Here is a 17,097-nt window from a genome sequence, read left to right as displayed (position 1 = left end):
CCGGTGCCGCGGATCCGCCGGGGACGGCCGTCATGCGGCACTCCCCTCGATCCGGCCGGCGGTGTCCTCGGTCGCCAGCCGCATGACGTCCTCCTCGGTGGCGCCCGCAGGCAGTTCACCCACCAGCGCTCCCTCGGCCATCACCAGGATCCGGTCGCTCATCCCGATCAGCTCGGGCAGTTCGGAGGAGATGATGAGCACGGCCAGGCCCTCCCCGGCGAGTTCGCGCACGAGCGTGTGGATCGCGGACTTCGCGCCGACATCGACACCACGGGTCGGTTCGTCGAACAGCAGCACCCGGGGACGGGCGGCGAGCCATTTGGCGATGACCACCTTCTGCTGGTTGCCCCCGGAGAGGTAACGCACCTCCTGGTCCAGGCCGCGGGAGCGCAGCGCGACCCGCTCCAGTAAGCCGCCGACCTCCTGTCTTCCGACGCCCGACACGGCCCGGGTGACGAGCAGGGCGTTGTCGAGCACGGACTGACGCAGCGCCAGCCCCTCGGCCTTGCGGTCCTCGGTGACCAGCGCGATGCCGGCGCGGATCGCCTGCCGCGGACTGCCGGGCAGCAGCGGCCGGCCGGCCAAGGTCATCCGGCCGCGGGTGAAGGGCGCGGCGCCGAACAGGGCCCGCACCAGCGCGGTACGGCCCGAACCCTGCAGACCGGCGACCCCGGTGACCTCGCCGGCGCGCAAGGTCAGCCCGATGCCTGTGAGGCGCTCGTTGCCGGCGTCGGTGACGGTCAGGAGCGGTTCGCCGATCTCTCCGGGCTCGGCGCGGGGCGGGTAGTAGGAACCCAGTTCACGACCGACCATGGCCCGCACCACCTCGTCGGGTGTGGTCTCGGCGGTGGTGAGGGCGGCGACCTTGCGGCCGTCCTTCAGCACGGTGATGCGCTGGGAGAGGTCGAAGACCTCTCGCAGGCGGTGGCTGATGTAGAGAATGCCGATGCCGCGGGCGGCGAGCCGGCGGATCAGTGCGTACAGCCGCTCCACCTCGTGGTCGGCGAGGGGCGCGGTCGGTTCGTCCATGACCAGGACGCGAACCTCGGAGGCGGCCAGGGCCTTGACGATCTCCACCGTCTGCTGCCGGGCCACCGACAGCTCCTTGACCTGTGTACGGGGGTCGATCCCGGTCTCGTCCAGCTCGGCGAGCAACTCGGCGGTGCGCCGCTCCATGGCCCGCCTGTCGACCAGTCCCCGGCGCACCGGCTCACGGCCCAGGAAGACGTTCTCCGCGACCGTACGGTAGGGGAGGAGGGCGAACTCCTGATGGATGAGAGCGATTCCGGCGGCTTGTGCCTGTACGGGGTGGGCGAAGGAACGGGTGGTGCCGTCGAGGGTGATCGTGCCCTCGTCAGGGGCGTGTTCCCCGGCGAGCACCTTCATCAACGTGGACTTGCCCGCGCCGTTCTCTCCGACCAGGGCGTGGACCTCGCCCGGTTCCAGGTCGAGTGATACCCCGTGTAACACCCTCGCCCCGAGGAAGCTCTTCGAGACACTGCTCATCGTCAGCATGCTCGGCAGGATTGCGAGCCAACTTTGTCCTGTCAATAGATAAAGCAAGAATTGCTGCGACGAAATAACCATGGCTTTGCTTGGTCATCGAACAAAGTATGGTCCGCGATCGAGACGATCTCTAAAGTTGCTTTGGTGAATGCATCCTTCTTCTCGCCGCTGTCTTCGGACCACCGCTCCGCGTCGGGTTCGCCCGCCGGGCAGACGCCCGGCGAGGTGTTGGCGCTGATCGGTTCCGGCGTAGCCGTCACACGCGCCGAGATCGCCCGGCGTACCGGACTCGCCCGCTCCACCGTCTCCCAACGTGTCGATGTCCTCATCGCTCATGGCTTCGTCGACGAGGACACCGATGCGCCCTCTACCGGGGGCCGCCCACCGCGCCGACTCTCCCTGCGCATGCGCGACCACGCCGTCGCCGGTGTCGACATCGGGGCCTCGCACTGCCGAGTGGGGCTGCTGGACATCAGTGGCACCCTGCTCACGGTCTGCGAGGACCCGCTGACCATCGCGGACGGGCCCGAGGCGGTTCTCGGCCACGTCGAGCGGACCCTGCGCACGCTGCTCGAAGAAACCGACGGGACGGCGTCGCGGACGCTGCGGGCCATCGGCGTCGGCGTGCCCGGCCCGGTGGAGTTCTCGTCCGGGCGCCCGGTGGATCCGCCGATCATGCCGGGCTGGCACCACTACCCCATTCCCGAGTTCTTCGAGGAACGCTTCGGCGTCCGGGCACTGGTGGACAACGATGTGAACGTCATGGCCCTGGCCGAGCAACGCCGTGCCCTGCCCGACACTCTGCACCTGCTGTACCTGAAGGTCGGCACCGGCATCGGCTGCGGCATCGTCGCCGACGGCCGTATCCACCGGGGTGCGCAGGGGTCGGCCGGAGACATCGGGCACATCCGCGTCGGAGAGCGGGACGAGCCGTGCCGCTGCGGCAACTCCGGCTGCCTGGAGGCCATCGCGGGTGGTTCGGCCCTGGCCGAGCAGCTGCGCGATCTGGGGCTGGAGGCCGCGGGGAGCCTCGACATCGTGCAGCTGGTCAGGGAGGGCAACCGTGATGCCGTCAGGACGGTCCGGGAGGCCGGTCGCGCGGTCGGCGAGGTGCTGTCAGGGCTGGTGAACTTCTTCAACCCGGAGACGGTCGTCGTCGGCGGCGCCCTCGCCGCCGTGCACGACCAACTCCTCGCGGGCGTCCGCGAGGCGGTCTACCGCCGGTCCAACCCGCTGGCGACCGACGTCCTGCGGATCGAGCCGAGCCGGATCGGCGAGAACGCGGGCGCGATCGGCGCCGGCACCCTGGCGATCGAGCACGCGCTGTCCCCCGCTCAGGTCGACCGCGCCGTCACGGCGGACGCGACAGCGCTCTGAACGCGACGGACGGACGCTCGGGCGCGCGAACCCGACGACCGCCGTGGAGGACACGACGGGGTCAGGATGCGCGGATGCAGAATTCGATCGAGTGCGGGGAGAGTGACTGTAATGGTGGGGCCGCTCTTATCGATGGTGTAAGTGAACAATTCGGTGGACCGATTGATGAGGGCGATCACGGGCTTCCCGCCTGGAGTCCTCGCTCGCCCCGCGAAACAGGCCGACGCCGTGGAACGCCACGAAACCTTGTGGCGTGGAGTCGACGCTCACATCTCGTCCCGGCTCATCCGAGGTGACGGACCACTGCTTTCGCGATCACCGGATCACGCGGGAACGGCCACCCTGACCCCCGTCTCCGGGTGGACGAGTGAGCGCAGCTTCTCGCGGGTCTCGGGATCAGTGGAGTAGATCATCGTCCCGACCATCCCGCGGGTCAGCAGCACCTTGTACGTGTTGCGGATGAGACGGTGGACCTCGGCGTCCGGGGTCGCCCTGGTGAAGATCGGATCCTTCGAGGCGGTACGGTCCACCACCCACCGGTCGGTGCGCCACACCAGGTCAGGTCCCATGATCACGCCCGACCAGTCGTATTCGAAGCCCTGGGCGGTGTACACGCAGCCCACCTGGCCGAAACCGGCTGGATCGTTGGCCCAGAGCGGTGCCGACGGGGCACCGAACAGGGACCGGTCGCCGGGTACGTTCCAGGGCCGTGACCAGTCGCCGATGACGACGTCGCGAGGCAGCTCGGTCATCTCCGGTGTGATCTTCGTGGTCCACTTCCAGCAGTACCCGGCCGCCATGCGCGCGCTGTACTTCTTCCCCTCGCCCTCCTCGCGGCGGGCGACGAGGAAGTCCTCCAGCTCCTGCGGCCTGTCGGCGATGAGCAACTCCACCTTGCCGTCCGGCTTCCAGGCGGTCGGCTCGTCGCCCTCGAGGCCGAGCAGGTTCGCTACCCACCGCACATAGGCTTCGCTCCCGCCGCAACGGAACTGGCTGTCCAGTTCCACCACGACGCAGTCGAGGCCCTGCGCGGCGGCGGCGTCCTTGATCTGCTCCTTGGTGCCCATCTCGCCGGGGCGCACCACCTGGTGCTGGTCGAGGAGGAACACCGGCACCCGGGCCGCGTCGATCAGTTCCGCCACCTGCGGGCGGTCGGAGCGCAGTTCGGCCCTGGTGTAGCGGTTGGCGGACGTCCTGCGGAGCCGGTGGGCCTCGTCGCAGATGAGGACGTCGAGGTCGTTCGGCTCGGCCGCCATGAAGCTGTTGAAGTACTTGAACAGCTGCTGCACCTCGGGCTTCCGGGCGCCGGCCACCTTGCGCATCGTCTTGGTGAACGACGCCGAACCGGTCGCGTGCAGAGCGGTATCCCCGCGCCGGAACAGCTCGCCGAGGAGCGACAGCGCGATGACGCTCTTGCCGGAACCCGGGCCGCCGGTCACCACGACCACCTGTTTGTGGTTCGACCGCTTGGCCTTGCGCACCGCGGAGAGGACCAGTTCGTAGGCGATCCGCTGCTCGTCGAGGAGGACGAACTGCTCACGGTCCCGGACCTCGGCCGCCGCCACGGCCATCAGCTGCTTCGACGGGCGCGTCCGGCCCTGAGCGAGCAGGTCGGCGGCGCCCGCACCGGACTTGGGCGCGAGCCGCGAACGCAGGAAGTCGAGGAACGCCCCGCGCTGCTCGGCGGTGAACATGCGGCCCTGGAGGTCCTCGGGGACCTCACGCAGGGAACTGATCCCGAACTCCGTCGCGTTGTGCAGGAACGCCACCCCGGCCAGCGCCTCCGGCGTCCGCTCCAGCGCGCCGTTGAACGAGACCAGATAGGAGCAGTAACCGCGGACCTGCTCGATCGGGTTGAGGACCGGACGCGGGTAGGCGTCTATCCGGCAGAGGAGGGGGTTCTCCTCCTCGGCGAAGGCCTGACTCCACTGCTTGAGCTCGACCACGACGTACGACGGTTCCCCGGTCGACGGGTGCACCCCGGCGAGGAGCACATCGGCACGCTTGCTGGTCAGGGGGAGGGTGTACTCGATCAGCATCTCGACGTCGCCGAGTCCGGCATCGAGCAGCGCACCGGTGAGGGCGGGGATGCTGCGTTCCCAGGACCGCACCTCGGATGCTCCGGGCCGGTGGCCGTGCGCGTGCTGGAAGTTCTCCATCAGGTGCGCCGCCAGCGTCCCTTCGAGGTTGCGGGCGGCAACGGTCGCGGCGGACTCGCGGAACAGCAAGGAATGCCCCCAGGCAGCACGAAGTAGCTCGTGCGGGTGGGGGCGTGTCCTCTTCAGTCCGCTGTCGCGGAACGGAAGCCCGTCGGGCCGCAGATGATCTCGTACATTCTAGGACAGGGGCAGAGGGGAGAGGCCGGATCGGGCGGCAGAGGTTCCGGTCGGGCAGGCCCGCCCCGACCCCCGGCCCGCCTCGAACCCCCGTCAGCCCAACTGCCTCAGCAACGCGAGCCCGCTCTGGTCGAGTTGGTAGAAGACGCTCGCGCCGATGCGCTGCTTCCACACCAGTCCGCTGCCGGACAGCACGGCCAGGTGCTGCGAGACGGTGCTCTTCGCCAGCCCCAGGGACTCCGCCACGGCGGTGGTCGTCATCGGCAGTTCGAGGGCGCGCACCACCTGTGCGCGGCCCTTCCCCAGCAGCAGTGCGAGCCGGTCCTCGTCGCGGCCGCCGTCGGCTCCCGCTGTCAGGACCCGCAGGCGGCCGGTGGCCCGTGCCTGGTAGGACATGGCCACCCCGTCACGGTCCTCGACCAGCAGTCTCAGACCGCCGGAGAACACGGTGGGGACGAGGAGCAGCCGGGACTTCGTGATCGTCAGGTCCAGGTCCCGGTGGTAGGGCACGGTGAGGCGGGGTCTGGTCCACAGGACCCGGCCGCCCAGCTCGCCCAGCATCGCCTCGGGGCCCTCGACGGCGAGCGTGCGGCCCCGGAGTTGGATCTCCTCCTCCAGGGAGGCGCGGATGCGGTTCCAGTGGGGGGCGAGCGCGTAGTCCCAGTACCGGGTCAGCAGGGAGTAGAGGTGCCGTTCCTCCGGGCGGTTGCCCTTGGCGCGGCGCAGGTGGTCCAGTTCGGCTGCGAAGGTGCTCCGCGCGGGGTCGGGCAGGGGCACGAAGCCGGAGACCAGACGCGACAGCCCGGAGTCACGCAGCACCCCGGACAGGTCCCGGGCCAGCGCCGTCGGCATGGTGAGCCGCACCGCCCGCGCCCACTCCGTGTACGGCGCGGGAGTCTCGCCCCGGTAGCGGGCGAGGAGACCGATGCTGCCGAAGGTCTCCCACAGGGGGCTGAAGGTCAGACGAACGGTGCGCAGGGTGTCCTCGTCGACGTCGATCCTGATCACGACGCCGCGTACCGACCACGAGTTCGTAGCGCCACTTCGTCATCCCCTGTTCGTTACTCCGTGAGGTAGGTGTCCGGGACCCCGGCGCCCGGCCGTGCGCCGTCAGGAGACGTCCACCCGCATGGCGATGTCCTGGCACAGGGCGAGCACGTTCTTGATCCAGGGGAGCGGGTCGGAGCTGTCGTACGCCTGGAGGGTCTCCACCGCCCAGTACTCGTCGAAGGTGAGCACCCCGGGAGTGGCGGCCTTGAACCTGTTGGCCCGCCACTTGGGCTGGTGGCTGCCGAACTCCCCCTCGCCCTCGAGGAGGGCGTCGACGGCATGGCCGAAGGCCAGCCGGGCCGAGAGCACCGCGCTCTCCAGGTCGCCCGCCTCCATCTGGCCCAGCGCGTCCTCGACGTACGTGTCCGCCTCCCCGAGGGAGCGGGCGATGACGAACGAGCGGAACGCCGTCCCGGCGAGGCGGCCCCGCCGCTCCTCGATCCACGCGGTGCCGATCAGGGGAAGGCAGTGCACGAGACGGGCGAGGGTGAGTTCCTCGATGGGTGCGAGAACGTTCCCCGCGATGGTGCCCCGTTCGTACGCCTCCCACGAGACCTTGTCGAGCATCTGGTCGATCTGCGCGTCGCACCAGTACTTCACCTCCCACCGCTTCTCCTGCGCGTAGAAGACCTCGACGCTCAGGAACGGGGGATCCAGCGGCACCGGCGTGGCGTCGCTGGTCTCCGCGGTGTGGAGCGGGTTCGAGACGACGTAGATGTCGTAGTCGCTGCGCGGGTTGTGCCAGCCACGGGCGACGGAGCCGACGACGAACGCGGCCTGGGTTCCTTCGGGGATCAACTGCCGCTCCCGCAGCGGAGCCAGCCAGTCTTCCTCGGTCATATTCTCCATGCCGTACGCCTCTCTCCTGCAACGATTCTCACCATTCGACGATCCCCTGGTCGGCCAGGTCGCCGAGGAACTCCACGACGTCCGACAGCGCCTGCTTCTCGTCGATGCCGTACTCCTGGGCCACCTGCCGTGCCACGTCCAGGGTGGTCCGGCGGCCGTCCAGCGAGGCGAAGATGAACGCGGCGATGTCCTCGATGAGCAACGCCCGGTCCTCGTCCCCGATCAGGAAATCGTCCTTCATCCGGCGGATTCTGATCCCCAGCACCCGACGCGGCACGGAATCGCTTCGCTCGACGACCTCATCCATGGGGATTGTTCTCTCCTTATTCGCGACGTTTCCACAAGGGCTGGACGTGTCCGGTGTCAGACCCGAACCTCGCTCAGGTCGTGGAGCTTCCGCACGGTGCTCATGATGAGCACCAGCGGTGCCAACAGGAAGCCCGCGCATACCATCCACAGCGCGGGGCGCAGACCGAGCGCGGAGGCGAGCACACCGCTCAGGAGGGCTCCCAGGGGCAGTGCGCCCCAGGAGATGAAACGCACCGTCGCCATGACCCTGGAGAGGAGCTCCGGCGGTGACTCCACCTGCCGGTGCGTCCGGGTGATGATGCTGCCGATCACCACGGCCATTGCCACGGCGGCGTTGCCGCCGATGAAGTAGCCGATGCTGCCCAGCGTGGTCGTCATCGGAATCACCAGCGCCAGGACGCCGCCGACGATCCCGGAAACGATCATGGCACGCGCGGTGCCGAGCCGTGCCGAGAGCCGGGTCGCCACCATCGAACCGATCAGCGATCCGACTCCGTCCGCGGCGATCACGAGCCCCACCACGGTGGAGGACGCGCCCACCTCCCGCACCAGGTAGAGCGGGGTCAGCGCCATCAGGGCCGCGGTGAAGAAGTTGCTCACCGTCGCCCAGATCACGCACGGCCGCATCACGGGGTGCCGCATCACGAAGGCGCAGCCCTCGCGGATGAGCGCCGCCACCGGGACCTGCGGCAACGCCTTGGGCCTGCGCTCGGGAAGCGTCCACAGCACCACGGCCGACACCAGGTAGGTGACGCAGTCGATGACGAGAACGTTGACCGCGCCCACGAACTTGATGAGCAGTCCGCTCACGGACGGGGCGCCGGTCTGGGTGACCGCCTCGGTGCCCGAGATGAGGCTGTTGCGCGCGGTCAGTTCCTCCTTGGAGACCAGCGCCGGCAGGAAGGTGGAGTTGGCGATGTCGAAGAGCACGCTCGCCAGGCTCGTGATCAGGGCCGTCAGCAGCAGATGCTCGAACGTGAGCCGGTCCAGCCACCAGGCCACCGGGACGGAGCCCATGGCCACCAGGCGTACCAGGTCCATCGTCACCTGCAGGCCGCGCAGCGGCACCTTCTGCACGATGACTCCGGCCGGCAGCCCCAGGAAGAGCCAGGCGGCCTGACTCGCCGCGGCCAGCAGCGTCACCTGGAAGGTGGTGGCGTTCAGGTTGGTCAGCGCCACGAGCGGCAGGGCCACCGCCGTGATGTTCGTCCCGGTGCGGCTCACGGTGGAGGCGAACCAGAAGCGCCAGAACGTGCGGGAGTCGGTCCGGGCGCCCGTGGCGGCTGGGCTGGTCGTCATCCGGCGAGCTCCCTGGAGGCGTCGCTGAGCTTCTCGTACCCCGGTCCCAGCAGCTCGGCCTCCTCGAAGGCGGCGAGGGTGGGCTCGTCCCGCAGTGCTCCGACCTCGTTCAGATAGCGCGTCAGCTGGGACGCCGCGGCGGCGACACTGCTCCGGAGCCGGCCGGGCGGCCAGCTCTCGGTGATGGCCTGGTCGATCTCCTCACCGGTCAGACCGATGTCCCGCAGGTGACGGGCCGTCTGCGCGTAGTCGGGCTCCAGGAAAGCGTAGACGACCTCGGGGATCAGCGGACCGACGGCCTCCCGTTCGGTGCGCCCGAGCGCCGGCCACAGATGGGTGAGCAAGGACCTGAAGTACACGTGGTGGCGGCCCTCGTCCTCCGCGTGATCACGGATGATGTTGCGGACGGACAGCGGCAGTCTGTCGTCGCGCGGGATGTGGGACAGCATGCCCGAGATCAGGGTCTCGCTCACTATGGCGAACAACAGGCCCTCGACGCCCCGTACGTTGTGCGGCAGCCGACCCCGTATCTCATCGAGACGCAGCAGGAAGGCCGGGGGAGTACGGGCCCCTCGCAACGACCACTGCACGCGGGTCTCGACCTCGATCTCGCAGGCGAACTCGTGCGAGAACTGGGCATGCCAGGCCTCGTCCGTGACGATCTTGTACGCGTCCGACCTCATGCGGCCGGGAAGGAAGAGCCCCGAACGGCCCCGGCTGATCTTCGTGGCGACCGGGATGACCGCGAGGGTCTCCAGCTCCGTCGTGAACTCCAGGTAGTCGTAGAGCCGTTGGAGGAGCAGCCCCTTCACGACGGCGCTCCCCTTCGCCGCGACCAGGGGATGCCGCACCACCGGGTACAGCTCGGGCGGGAAGTACAGCTCCAGCTCGGCGGCGGCGAAGTGCCGGCGAGGTCGACGGCGCACGCTCGCCAGGTCGTCCCAGCGTTCGAAACGGCTCACGTACTCCGGACCGCGCGGGCGTTCGGTGGCCTCTCCACGGAGCAGCTGCTCCTCGAACCGTTGGACATACATGCGCGCTCCCGTTAGGCGACGAAGAGGACGAGCCGCTGGTCGACGAGCGTATCCAGCTCCTCCGCCACCGCATCGAGTCCCACGCCCGCCTCGCGGAGCACCGTGGCGAGCGTGGACGTCCCGTCGATCCGCTCCAGCACGCCGACGATCGGACTGTCCGCCTCGAGCACGAACTCGATCTGCCCGTCGTTCGCGAGATACCGGTCGCCACTGGCGTGCGACAGGAGCAGGAGCCCCTTGGCGGACACGGGGACCGCGTCCAGGTCGTAGCCGCGGGCCGGTTCGAAGATGTCCTGGGTATCGGCCACCGGGTCGCTGTGCACGCGGAGTTCCGGGCGCACCGGGCCCGCGTCCATCGACTCCAGCCGCGGCGCGGACGTCGCCATCTCGGCGAGCAGGCCCATGTTGACGATGCGCATCAGCAGTTCCACGGAGGGCGAATCGCTCGTCCCCTCCGCGAAGTCGCTCAGCCGTCGCCGGATGCCGTCGGCGTCCAGGAAGGCATCGGCGCCCGGGGCCGCCAGGGCGCGCTCGACCAGTTCGCCCCCGTTGCCGTTCATCAGCCGCACCAGCATGCCGTAGGCGTGGTGGGTGCCGTCTCCGTAGAAGAAGGCGACCTTGGGCCGTTCGGCTATCCGGCGCGGAACCCGCGAGCCAACGGCGTCGCGGAGGATCCGCTTGTCCCACAGGAGTCGGGGACGGAGGCGCTCGGGAATGGACGAGGTGAGTTCCACGATCCGGTGGTCGAGGAACGGCACACGGGCCTCGACGCCGCTGCCGGCCGCGGTCCGGTCCTCGTGCCAGACGTTGTACTGCTGGACCTTGCGGTACTCGGAGCGCACGTAGGAGGCGTAGAGGTCGCTCTCCCGTTCGGATCCCGGGGAGTTGAGCGCGTCGTCGGAGAGGAACGCCTCGCCCTCGCCCCACCAGTACCGCAGGCCGGGCATCCGGTCGAGCTGCGTGCTGCGGTTCATGCCGCGCAGTCCGGCGAGGAAGCCGGTCCAGTCGTCGCCCATGCCGTCGGAGTAGCCGCCGTTGAACTCGTCGCTGGCGGCGCCGAGCAGCATGCCGCGCAGCTCCGGCCGCACCTGACGGGCGAACCGGTGGAGCTCGTGCTTGTAGTACACCTCCGGCCCGACCATGGGGCTCTCGGTGAGCCAGACCAGGCGCCGCCACTCCTCGGGCGTGGGCGTGAGGCCGGGCTCGAAGAGGACCTGGTGGTTGGGGAGGTCCCACTGGCGGGCCAGCCAACTGGAGTGCTCCGCATCGCCGTTGGCGCGGGTGCCGCCGCTGAGGGCGGTGAACGTGTGGATCCCCTCCGCCTGCTGCCGCGCCAGGGCCAGGACGATCGAGGAGTCGATGCCCCCGGACAGGAAGAGGCCCAGCTCGGTGTCGGCGGTCGCGCAGTCCCGGACCGACTCCTCCAGCAGGTCGCCGTACCGCTCGATGAAACCCTCGACGCTGGTCGACTCGTCGGCCTCGGTGGGCAGTTCCCAGTAGCGGTGCCGCGTCGTCCTGCCGTCGCGGAGGTCCACCCGGAGCACCGTGGCGGCGGGCACGCTCTCCACGCCCTCGAACCAGGTGCACATCTGCTCCGCGCTGAACCGCGGGGCAGCGGAGACGGTGGGTACGGACAGGGCCCTGTCCCAGGCGAACCGGCGGGGGGTCGCGGGATCGGCGAAGAGGGCCTTGATCTCGGACGACAGCACAATCCGCTGGTCGGTGCGGTGGTAGTACAGGGGCTTGATGCCGAAACGGTCGCGCGCCAGGACGAGTTGTCCACGGGCCCGGTCCCAGAGGACGATCGCGAACATGCCGCGTACGTCGCGCAGGAAGTCCAGGCCGTGCTGGCGGTAGAGGTAGAGCAGGACCTCGCAGTCGGAACCGGTCTTCAGCCGTACGTCCGAAGGGAGCCCGGCGGCCAGTTCCTTGTGGTTGTACACCTCGCCGTTGGCGATCAGCACGAGGTTGCCGTCGTCGCTGACGAGCGGCTGGGTGCCGTCCTGCGGGTTCACCAGGGACAGCCGGGTGAAGGCGAGGCCTACCGGGCCGCTGCGCAGCAACTCCCGCTCGTCGGGGCCACGGTGGTGCAGCAGGTCGGCGAAGTTGTCGAGGAGGGCGTCATGCTCTGGACCGAGGTCCTGTCCGTCGATCCGGGCAAATCCTGCGAGTCCACACATGTGTAGTCCTTCAGCGGCGCGTCAACCGTTTGTCCGACTGGGGGTGGTAGGTGCGCCCGAAGAACGGGCGCACCTACCGACGGCCATGATCAGGCCGTGCCACGCAGAACGGTGCCCTGGGTGACGGTCTTCGCGGCGGGCTTCGTGTACTTGCGCATGGAAGTGCCTCTCTCTCGATGGAGTGCCGGCCTGGGTCCGGCGGCGTCGGTACCACCGTTTCCGTTCTCACCGGCGACTGGAGTCAACCACGGCGGCAGCGGCCACGACCAGATGTTTCGTCCATCACCGAATCGACTTTCCTTTTGTCCGGTTCGAACGTGGATTGCCAGGAGTGCGGCGACTGTTCCTCGTTTTCACGCGGCGTCAGAACGGCCCCCGCCATCGCGTGCGGTCCGTACTTGTCGCATGGAGTGAGGAGTTGTATAGATGGGCATTCTCCCGGGCGTGTGCGGCGTCCCCGGCCGAAGGCGTCGAATACCTGGTACGGCCTTTCTCCCGCGCCGATTCCGCCCGGACACCGGCGGTATGCGAAGGCCGTGCCCGCCCTTATGGAATCACTGCTTCCGGAGTGAAATGTGACGCACAGCCAGGACCCCTCGTCCTCGGGCACCACGCACGCGACCGGCGACCTCCATGACGTCTGGCACCGCCTTCCGGGCCGTGCCTGGCCGGGTGAGGCGGCCGACGAGGACCTGGCGCTCCTGGGGTGGATCGGTCCGCTCGCCGTCTCGGCACAGGAGAAACTGCGCCGACAGCTCGGTGAGGCGTGTTCCGGAACGCCCCTGCCGGAGCATTCCCGCGCGATTCACGCACTCCCTTCCGACCGTTTCCTGGCCATGGTGAAGCCGGTGCTGGTGGAGGAGCTGAAATCGGCAGCGGGGGACCCTGACTCCGACGGTCCGAACGGGTCGGACACGGGGGCCCGGGGTTTCGAGCGTTTCACCGCCTCGCTCCGTGACCCGGAGACCGCGGTCGCCCTGCTGCGGAGATATCCCGCGCTGGCCCGGGAACTCGTAGCGGAATTCGACCGCTGGGCCGCCTCGCGGCTGGAATTCATGACGCGCCTGGAGACTGACCTGCCCGTGCTCCGCGAGGAACTGGCGGTGACGGCGGCTTCCGCGGCCGATGTGGAAGACGTCGACTTCGGGGCGGGGGACTCCCACAACGAGGGAAGGGCGGTGGCCGTCGTCTCCTTCCGCGGGGGACTCAAGGTGGTCTACAAGCCCCGCTCCCTCGCCTGCGACGCGGCGTTCGCGGGATTCGTCGACTGGCTCGGCGACCGGGGCCTGACGCACCGACTGCGGCCGGCGCGCGTCCTCGACCGCGGCACCCACGGCTGGTCGGTGCACTACGCGCCGGCCCCGTGCCCCGATGACGACGCCCTGCGGCGCTTCTACTGGCGGCAGGGCGCCTTCCTCGCCGTGTTCCACCTGCTGCGCGGCTACGACATGCACTTCCAGAACCTGGTGGCGGTGGGTGAGGACCCCGTCTACTTCGACCTGGAGGCGCTCTTCCACGCGGAGTCCTCGGACCCCGGCTGGCTGGACGACGCGGAGGACGTGGTGGCGCGGCGGCTGCGCGACTCCGTGCTGGCGGTGGGCCTCCTGCCGCACCGGCTCGTGCGCACCGACGAACACGGCGTCCGCGCCATGGAGATGAGCGGTCTGGCCGGCGGTGCGGCGCCCGGTGAGTTCTGGGCCCACCCCCGCACCGAGTACCGCGATCCCGGTACCGACCGCATGACCCCGGTCCCCGCGTTCCACCCGGTCGAGGAGTACGGCAACCGCCCCACCGTCGAGGGCCGCCGCCACACCCCGGAGGAGATGGCCGACGAGCTGGTCGCGGGCTTCACCCACTGCTATCGCCTGCTGCTCGCGCAACGGCCGGCGCTGTCGCGGCCCGACGGACCGCTGGCGCGGTTCTCCGGGGTGCCCGTACGGGCGGTGCTGCGCGACACCTTCCAGTACCGCACCGTCCTCACCGAGTCCTGGGACCCGGCCCTGCTGATGGACCCGGACCGCCGCCACACCCACCTCGGGAGCCTCGCCCGGCACGACGCCGGGCACGCCGTCGAGGACAGCGAGTGGCGTCAGCTCGCGAGCGGCGACATACCCGCCTTCCGGACCGCCCCCGACAGCACCGACATCGCGGACCATCACGGGGTCCTGCGGCGGGACTTCTTCACACGCGCCGGCGCGGACGGTGTGCGGGAGCGCCTCGCGTCCTTCTCGGAGGAGGACCTGCGGGAGCAGATCTGGTTCGTCGAGACCTCGTTCACCACCCGCCAGGAGGGCGGCCACCTCTGCCTGCCGGCCTCCTCCGCGCCCGGTTCCACGGCCGGCGGGCTCGACCCGGACCTGGCCCTCTCCGCGGCCCGTGCCATCGGGGACCGGCTCTGCGACTCGGTGATCCGTGACGAGGAGGGACTCGTCGAGTGGCCGTCGCTCCGCATGGTGGCCGACCGCTACTGGCTCGTGGAATCCAGCGGGATGGGTCTGGGAGGCGGCGTCAGCGGTATCGCGCTCTTCCTCGCCGAGCTGGGACGGGCCACCGGGACGGACCGCTACCGGGCGCTGGCCCAGGACGTCCTCGCCGCCCTCCTGGACCCCGACGACATGCCCGAGCCGGAGGAACTGGCGGGCCTGGACATCGGGGCCTACGCCGAACTGGGCGGCGTGCTCCACCTCCTGACCCGGACGCAGGAGATCTGGGACGCCCCGGAACTCCTGCGGTCCGCCCACGGTCTCGTCCCGGCGTTCACCGTCGCCTTCGACACCCCGCAGCCCCTGGACGTGGCGACCGGGACGGCCGGGGCGGCGCTGGCCCTCGTCGCCCTCCAGCGGACCGACCCCGGCGCCGAGACCCTGGAGGCCGTCCGGGCCGCCGGCGCGACCCTCGCCGACATGGCGGAGTCGGCCGTCCCCGGATTCGCCCACGGACTGGCGGGCCGCGCCTACGCGCTCACCGCCGCCGCGAGCCTGACCGGCGACATGGAGCTGCTGGACCGGGCGGCCGAGGCGCGCAAACGCGTCGCCGGCGTGCGTCTCGACACCGGCTCCTGGTGCCGTGGCAACGCCGGTCTCGTCATGGCCGAGGCGGCCGGCCGCAGGCTCGCGGAGGACCTGAACCGCCGGCGCCCCCACGGGCTGGACCTCGTCGTGGCGGCCGCGGTCGGAGGAGTCCGCGACGACTCCCTCTGCCATGGCACCCTCGGCCTGGTCGAGGCCCTGCGGACCACCGCCGAGCACACGGGCGACGCGGAGTTGGCGCAGCTCGTACGCGACGTGTCGGCCGGCGTCGCCCGTCGGGTCCTCGCCGGCCGGGTGAGGACCGGCGTACCCCGGGGCACATGGACACCCGGACTCCTGGACGGGGCGGCGGGGATCGGGTACGGCCTCCTGAGGGCCGCGGCGCCGGACCGGGTGCCGAACGTCCTGCTGATGTCCACCCCCTCGACGGCCACCCGTGGGCGTCCGGGTGCGGGGTCCCCCGTCGGCGTACCCGCGAAGGGCGACCCGGACCCGGCCTGAGTGCGGGAATCCCGTCGCGGTCAAGGAGCCGGGCCGTGCCCGGTGATTCCGTTTGTGCAGATCAAGGTAAATCCGGCTGATCCGCCCGCCGATAGACACCGAAATCCGTGCCGTGCAGGAGGTATGGGCCGCAGCCTGCGCACACCTCGCATGACGATCAATCAGAACGAAGAAAGTCGAGATATCCGTCATCGGCGAAAAAAGGGAGGAGGTGTTCAAACCGTGCGGACTCAAATCCTCCGGAATCGACGGCAGCGAATCCTCTTGAGCCCTGCGGTACGGCTGGTGTAGCGTCACCAAAAGTTCTGCTAATCGTTATGTATGCGGGGGGAGTCGGGGAGTGGGACGCACGTCCTTTTCCGAAATCGCGAGCGATCAGCCGCTGCGAGGCAGGCCGGTGGACCCCCGCCGCAGCACGGAGCGCCGCACTCTGCGGGCCCCCTTCGACCAGGTGCGGATCGTACGGGCGGCAGGAGCGCGGGGTGCCGCATTCGGCGCCCGAGCCGGCTCCGACGCGGGCCGCGGCGAAGCCCTCGGCGCAGCGCCTTTCGGATCACCGGGTGATCGTCGTGCCGGGGTCATGGCGTCGGGCGGATTCGGACGCACCGTTGGATTCCGCTGACAAGCACCACTGACACAGACTGCTGCGCTGATCCGCAGCGCGACGCCATGGGGGGCATTTCATCGTGACATCCGAACCGCAGAGTGATGTGCCGGAAACGCGGGAAGCGCAGGAGACGATCGGGCAGCGGTTCAGTCGGCACGCCGCCCTGCGGTCCGAGAAGATCTACGGACACGGATACCAGGGTCCGGCCGGATTCGACGTCTTCTCGCGGTTGGCGGCGAGGATCTCCTGGGTTCCCGGCCTACGCGTTCTGGATGTCGGCGCCGGTCTCGGAGGCGACGCGTTCCGTATGGCCGACACGTTCGGCGCGGTGGTGACCGGGCTCGACGTCTCGCCGGACATGACCGAGATCTGCCGCCAGAGGGCTGCCGCCGGCGGGGTCGCGGGGGTCGAGTTCATCACCGGCGACGTGCGGACCGCGGACCTCCGCGAGGGTGCCTACGACGTCGTCTGGACCCGGGACTTCGGGATGTATCTGTCGCCGGACGACAAGTACCGCGTGTGGGAGCGCCTCGTCTCCTTGCTGCGACCGGGCGGACAGGTGCTGATCACCGACTACTGCACGGGCGCGGGCGCGGTGTCGGCCGCCTTCGAGCAGCATGTCCGTGACTGCGGCCACCATCTGCTCACGTTGGACGGGTACCGCCAGGTGCTGGAGTCGGCGAAGTTCACCGCCGTGGGGGTCGAGGACCGAACCGAGGAACTGCTCGCCTCGATGCGGGGCGAGCTCGCCCGGCTGGAGACCGATCGCCCGGAGTTCCTGACGGAGTTCACCGAGGACGAGTACCGGGCGCTCGTCGACCGGTGGCAGAAGAAGATCCGGTTCAGCTCGGACCACGAACTGGTCTGGATGGTCGCGACGGCGCGTGTCCCCGCGTCCTGAGCCGACAGGTCGGACGCACGGCCGCCGGCGGCGGACTCCGCAGCGATCCCGCGCGCGCTCTCGCCCCGGACCGGGCGCCACCCCCACCAGCCACCTCTGCGGGACCAACACCAGCCACC

General features: G+C 69.8%; 11 protein-coding genes. 3 read left to right on the top strand and 8 right to left on the bottom strand.

Annotation, left to right across the window (positions count from 1 at the left end; genetic code table 11):
• Positions 1–30 precede the first annotated feature (30 nt).
• On the bottom strand, positions 31–1,515 hold the full coding sequence (locus ACH4UK_RS34440; protein ID WP_398362821.1) for a sugar ABC transporter ATP-binding protein: 1,485 nt from the start codon (positions 1,513–1,515) through the stop codon (positions 31–33).
• A gap of 135 nt (positions 1,516–1,650) precedes the next feature.
• Here ACH4UK_RS34440 and ACH4UK_RS34435 point away from each other — a divergent pair, with 135 nt between their 5' ends.
• Entirely contained in the window at positions 1,651–2,883 is a 1,233-nt protein-coding gene (locus ACH4UK_RS34435) for an ROK family protein (protein ID WP_398362820.1), read from the top strand.
• Positions 2,884–3,206: 323 nt separating this feature from the next.
• On the opposite strand, the gene ACH4UK_RS34430 is transcribed toward ACH4UK_RS34435, so the two are convergent.
• The 7 genes from ACH4UK_RS34430 to asnB form a co-directional block, all read right to left on the bottom strand.
• The gene (locus ACH4UK_RS34430; RefSeq protein WP_398362818.1) at positions 3,207–5,111 is read right to left on the bottom strand and encodes a DNA/RNA helicase domain-containing protein; all 1,905 of its coding nucleotides are present in this window, start codon (positions 5,109–5,111) and stop codon (positions 3,207–3,209) included.
• A gap of 201 nt (positions 5,112–5,312) precedes the next feature.
• Entirely contained in the window at positions 5,313–6,227 is a 915-nt protein-coding gene (locus ACH4UK_RS34425) for a helix-turn-helix domain-containing protein (RefSeq protein ID WP_398362816.1), read from the bottom strand.
• A gap of 102 nt (positions 6,228–6,329) precedes the next feature.
• Positions 6,330–7,109 carry a nucleotidyltransferase domain-containing protein gene (locus ACH4UK_RS34420; RefSeq protein ID WP_398362814.1) on the bottom strand — a complete coding sequence of 260 codons (780 nt, stop codon included), beginning with the start codon at positions 7,107–7,109 and terminating at the stop codon, positions 6,330–6,332.
• 37 nt (positions 7,110–7,146) lie between these two features.
• Positions 7,147–7,359, bottom strand: coding sequence for a PqqD family protein (locus tag ACH4UK_RS34415; protein WP_398362812.1), 213 nt, complete (start codon positions 7,357–7,359; stop codon positions 7,147–7,149).
• 122 nt (positions 7,360–7,481) lie between these two features.
• Positions 7,482–8,726 (bottom strand): MFS transporter, encoded by a 1,245-nt coding sequence (locus tag ACH4UK_RS34410; RefSeq protein WP_398362810.1) that lies wholly within the window; start codon positions 8,724–8,726, stop codon positions 7,482–7,484.
• Positions 8,723–9,760 (bottom strand): diiron oxygenase, encoded by a 1,038-nt coding sequence (locus tag ACH4UK_RS34405; RefSeq protein ID WP_398362809.1) that lies wholly within the window; start codon positions 9,758–9,760, stop codon positions 8,723–8,725. Before ACH4UK_RS34405 ends, ACH4UK_RS34410 begins: the two co-directional genes overlap by 4 nt.
• Before the next feature lie 11 nt (positions 9,761–9,771).
• Positions 9,772–11,940, bottom strand: a complete 2,169-nt coding sequence (asnB, locus tag ACH4UK_RS34400) for an asparagine synthase (glutamine-hydrolyzing) (protein ID WP_398362807.1) — start codon at positions 11,938–11,940, stop codon at positions 9,772–9,774.
• Positions 11,941–12,515: 575 nt separating this feature from the next.
• Here asnB and lanM point away from each other — a divergent pair.
• Positions 12,516–15,470, top strand: a complete 2,955-nt coding sequence (gene lanM / locus ACH4UK_RS34395; protein WP_398362805.1) for a type 2 lanthipeptide synthetase LanM — start codon at positions 12,516–12,518, stop codon at positions 15,468–15,470.
• A 686-nt stretch (positions 15,471–16,156) separates the two neighbouring features.
• Positions 16,157–16,978, top strand: coding sequence for a methyltransferase domain-containing protein (locus ACH4UK_RS34390; RefSeq protein ID WP_398362804.1), 822 nt, complete (start codon positions 16,157–16,159; stop codon positions 16,976–16,978).
• Positions 16,979–17,097 lie beyond the last annotated feature (119 nt).

The organism is Streptomyces sp. NPDC020884, assembly GCF_044333935.1.
GTDB lineage: Bacteria > Actinomycetota > Actinomycetes > Streptomycetales > Streptomycetaceae > Streptomyces.
This window is presented reverse-complemented; position numbering and strand designations above follow the sequence as displayed.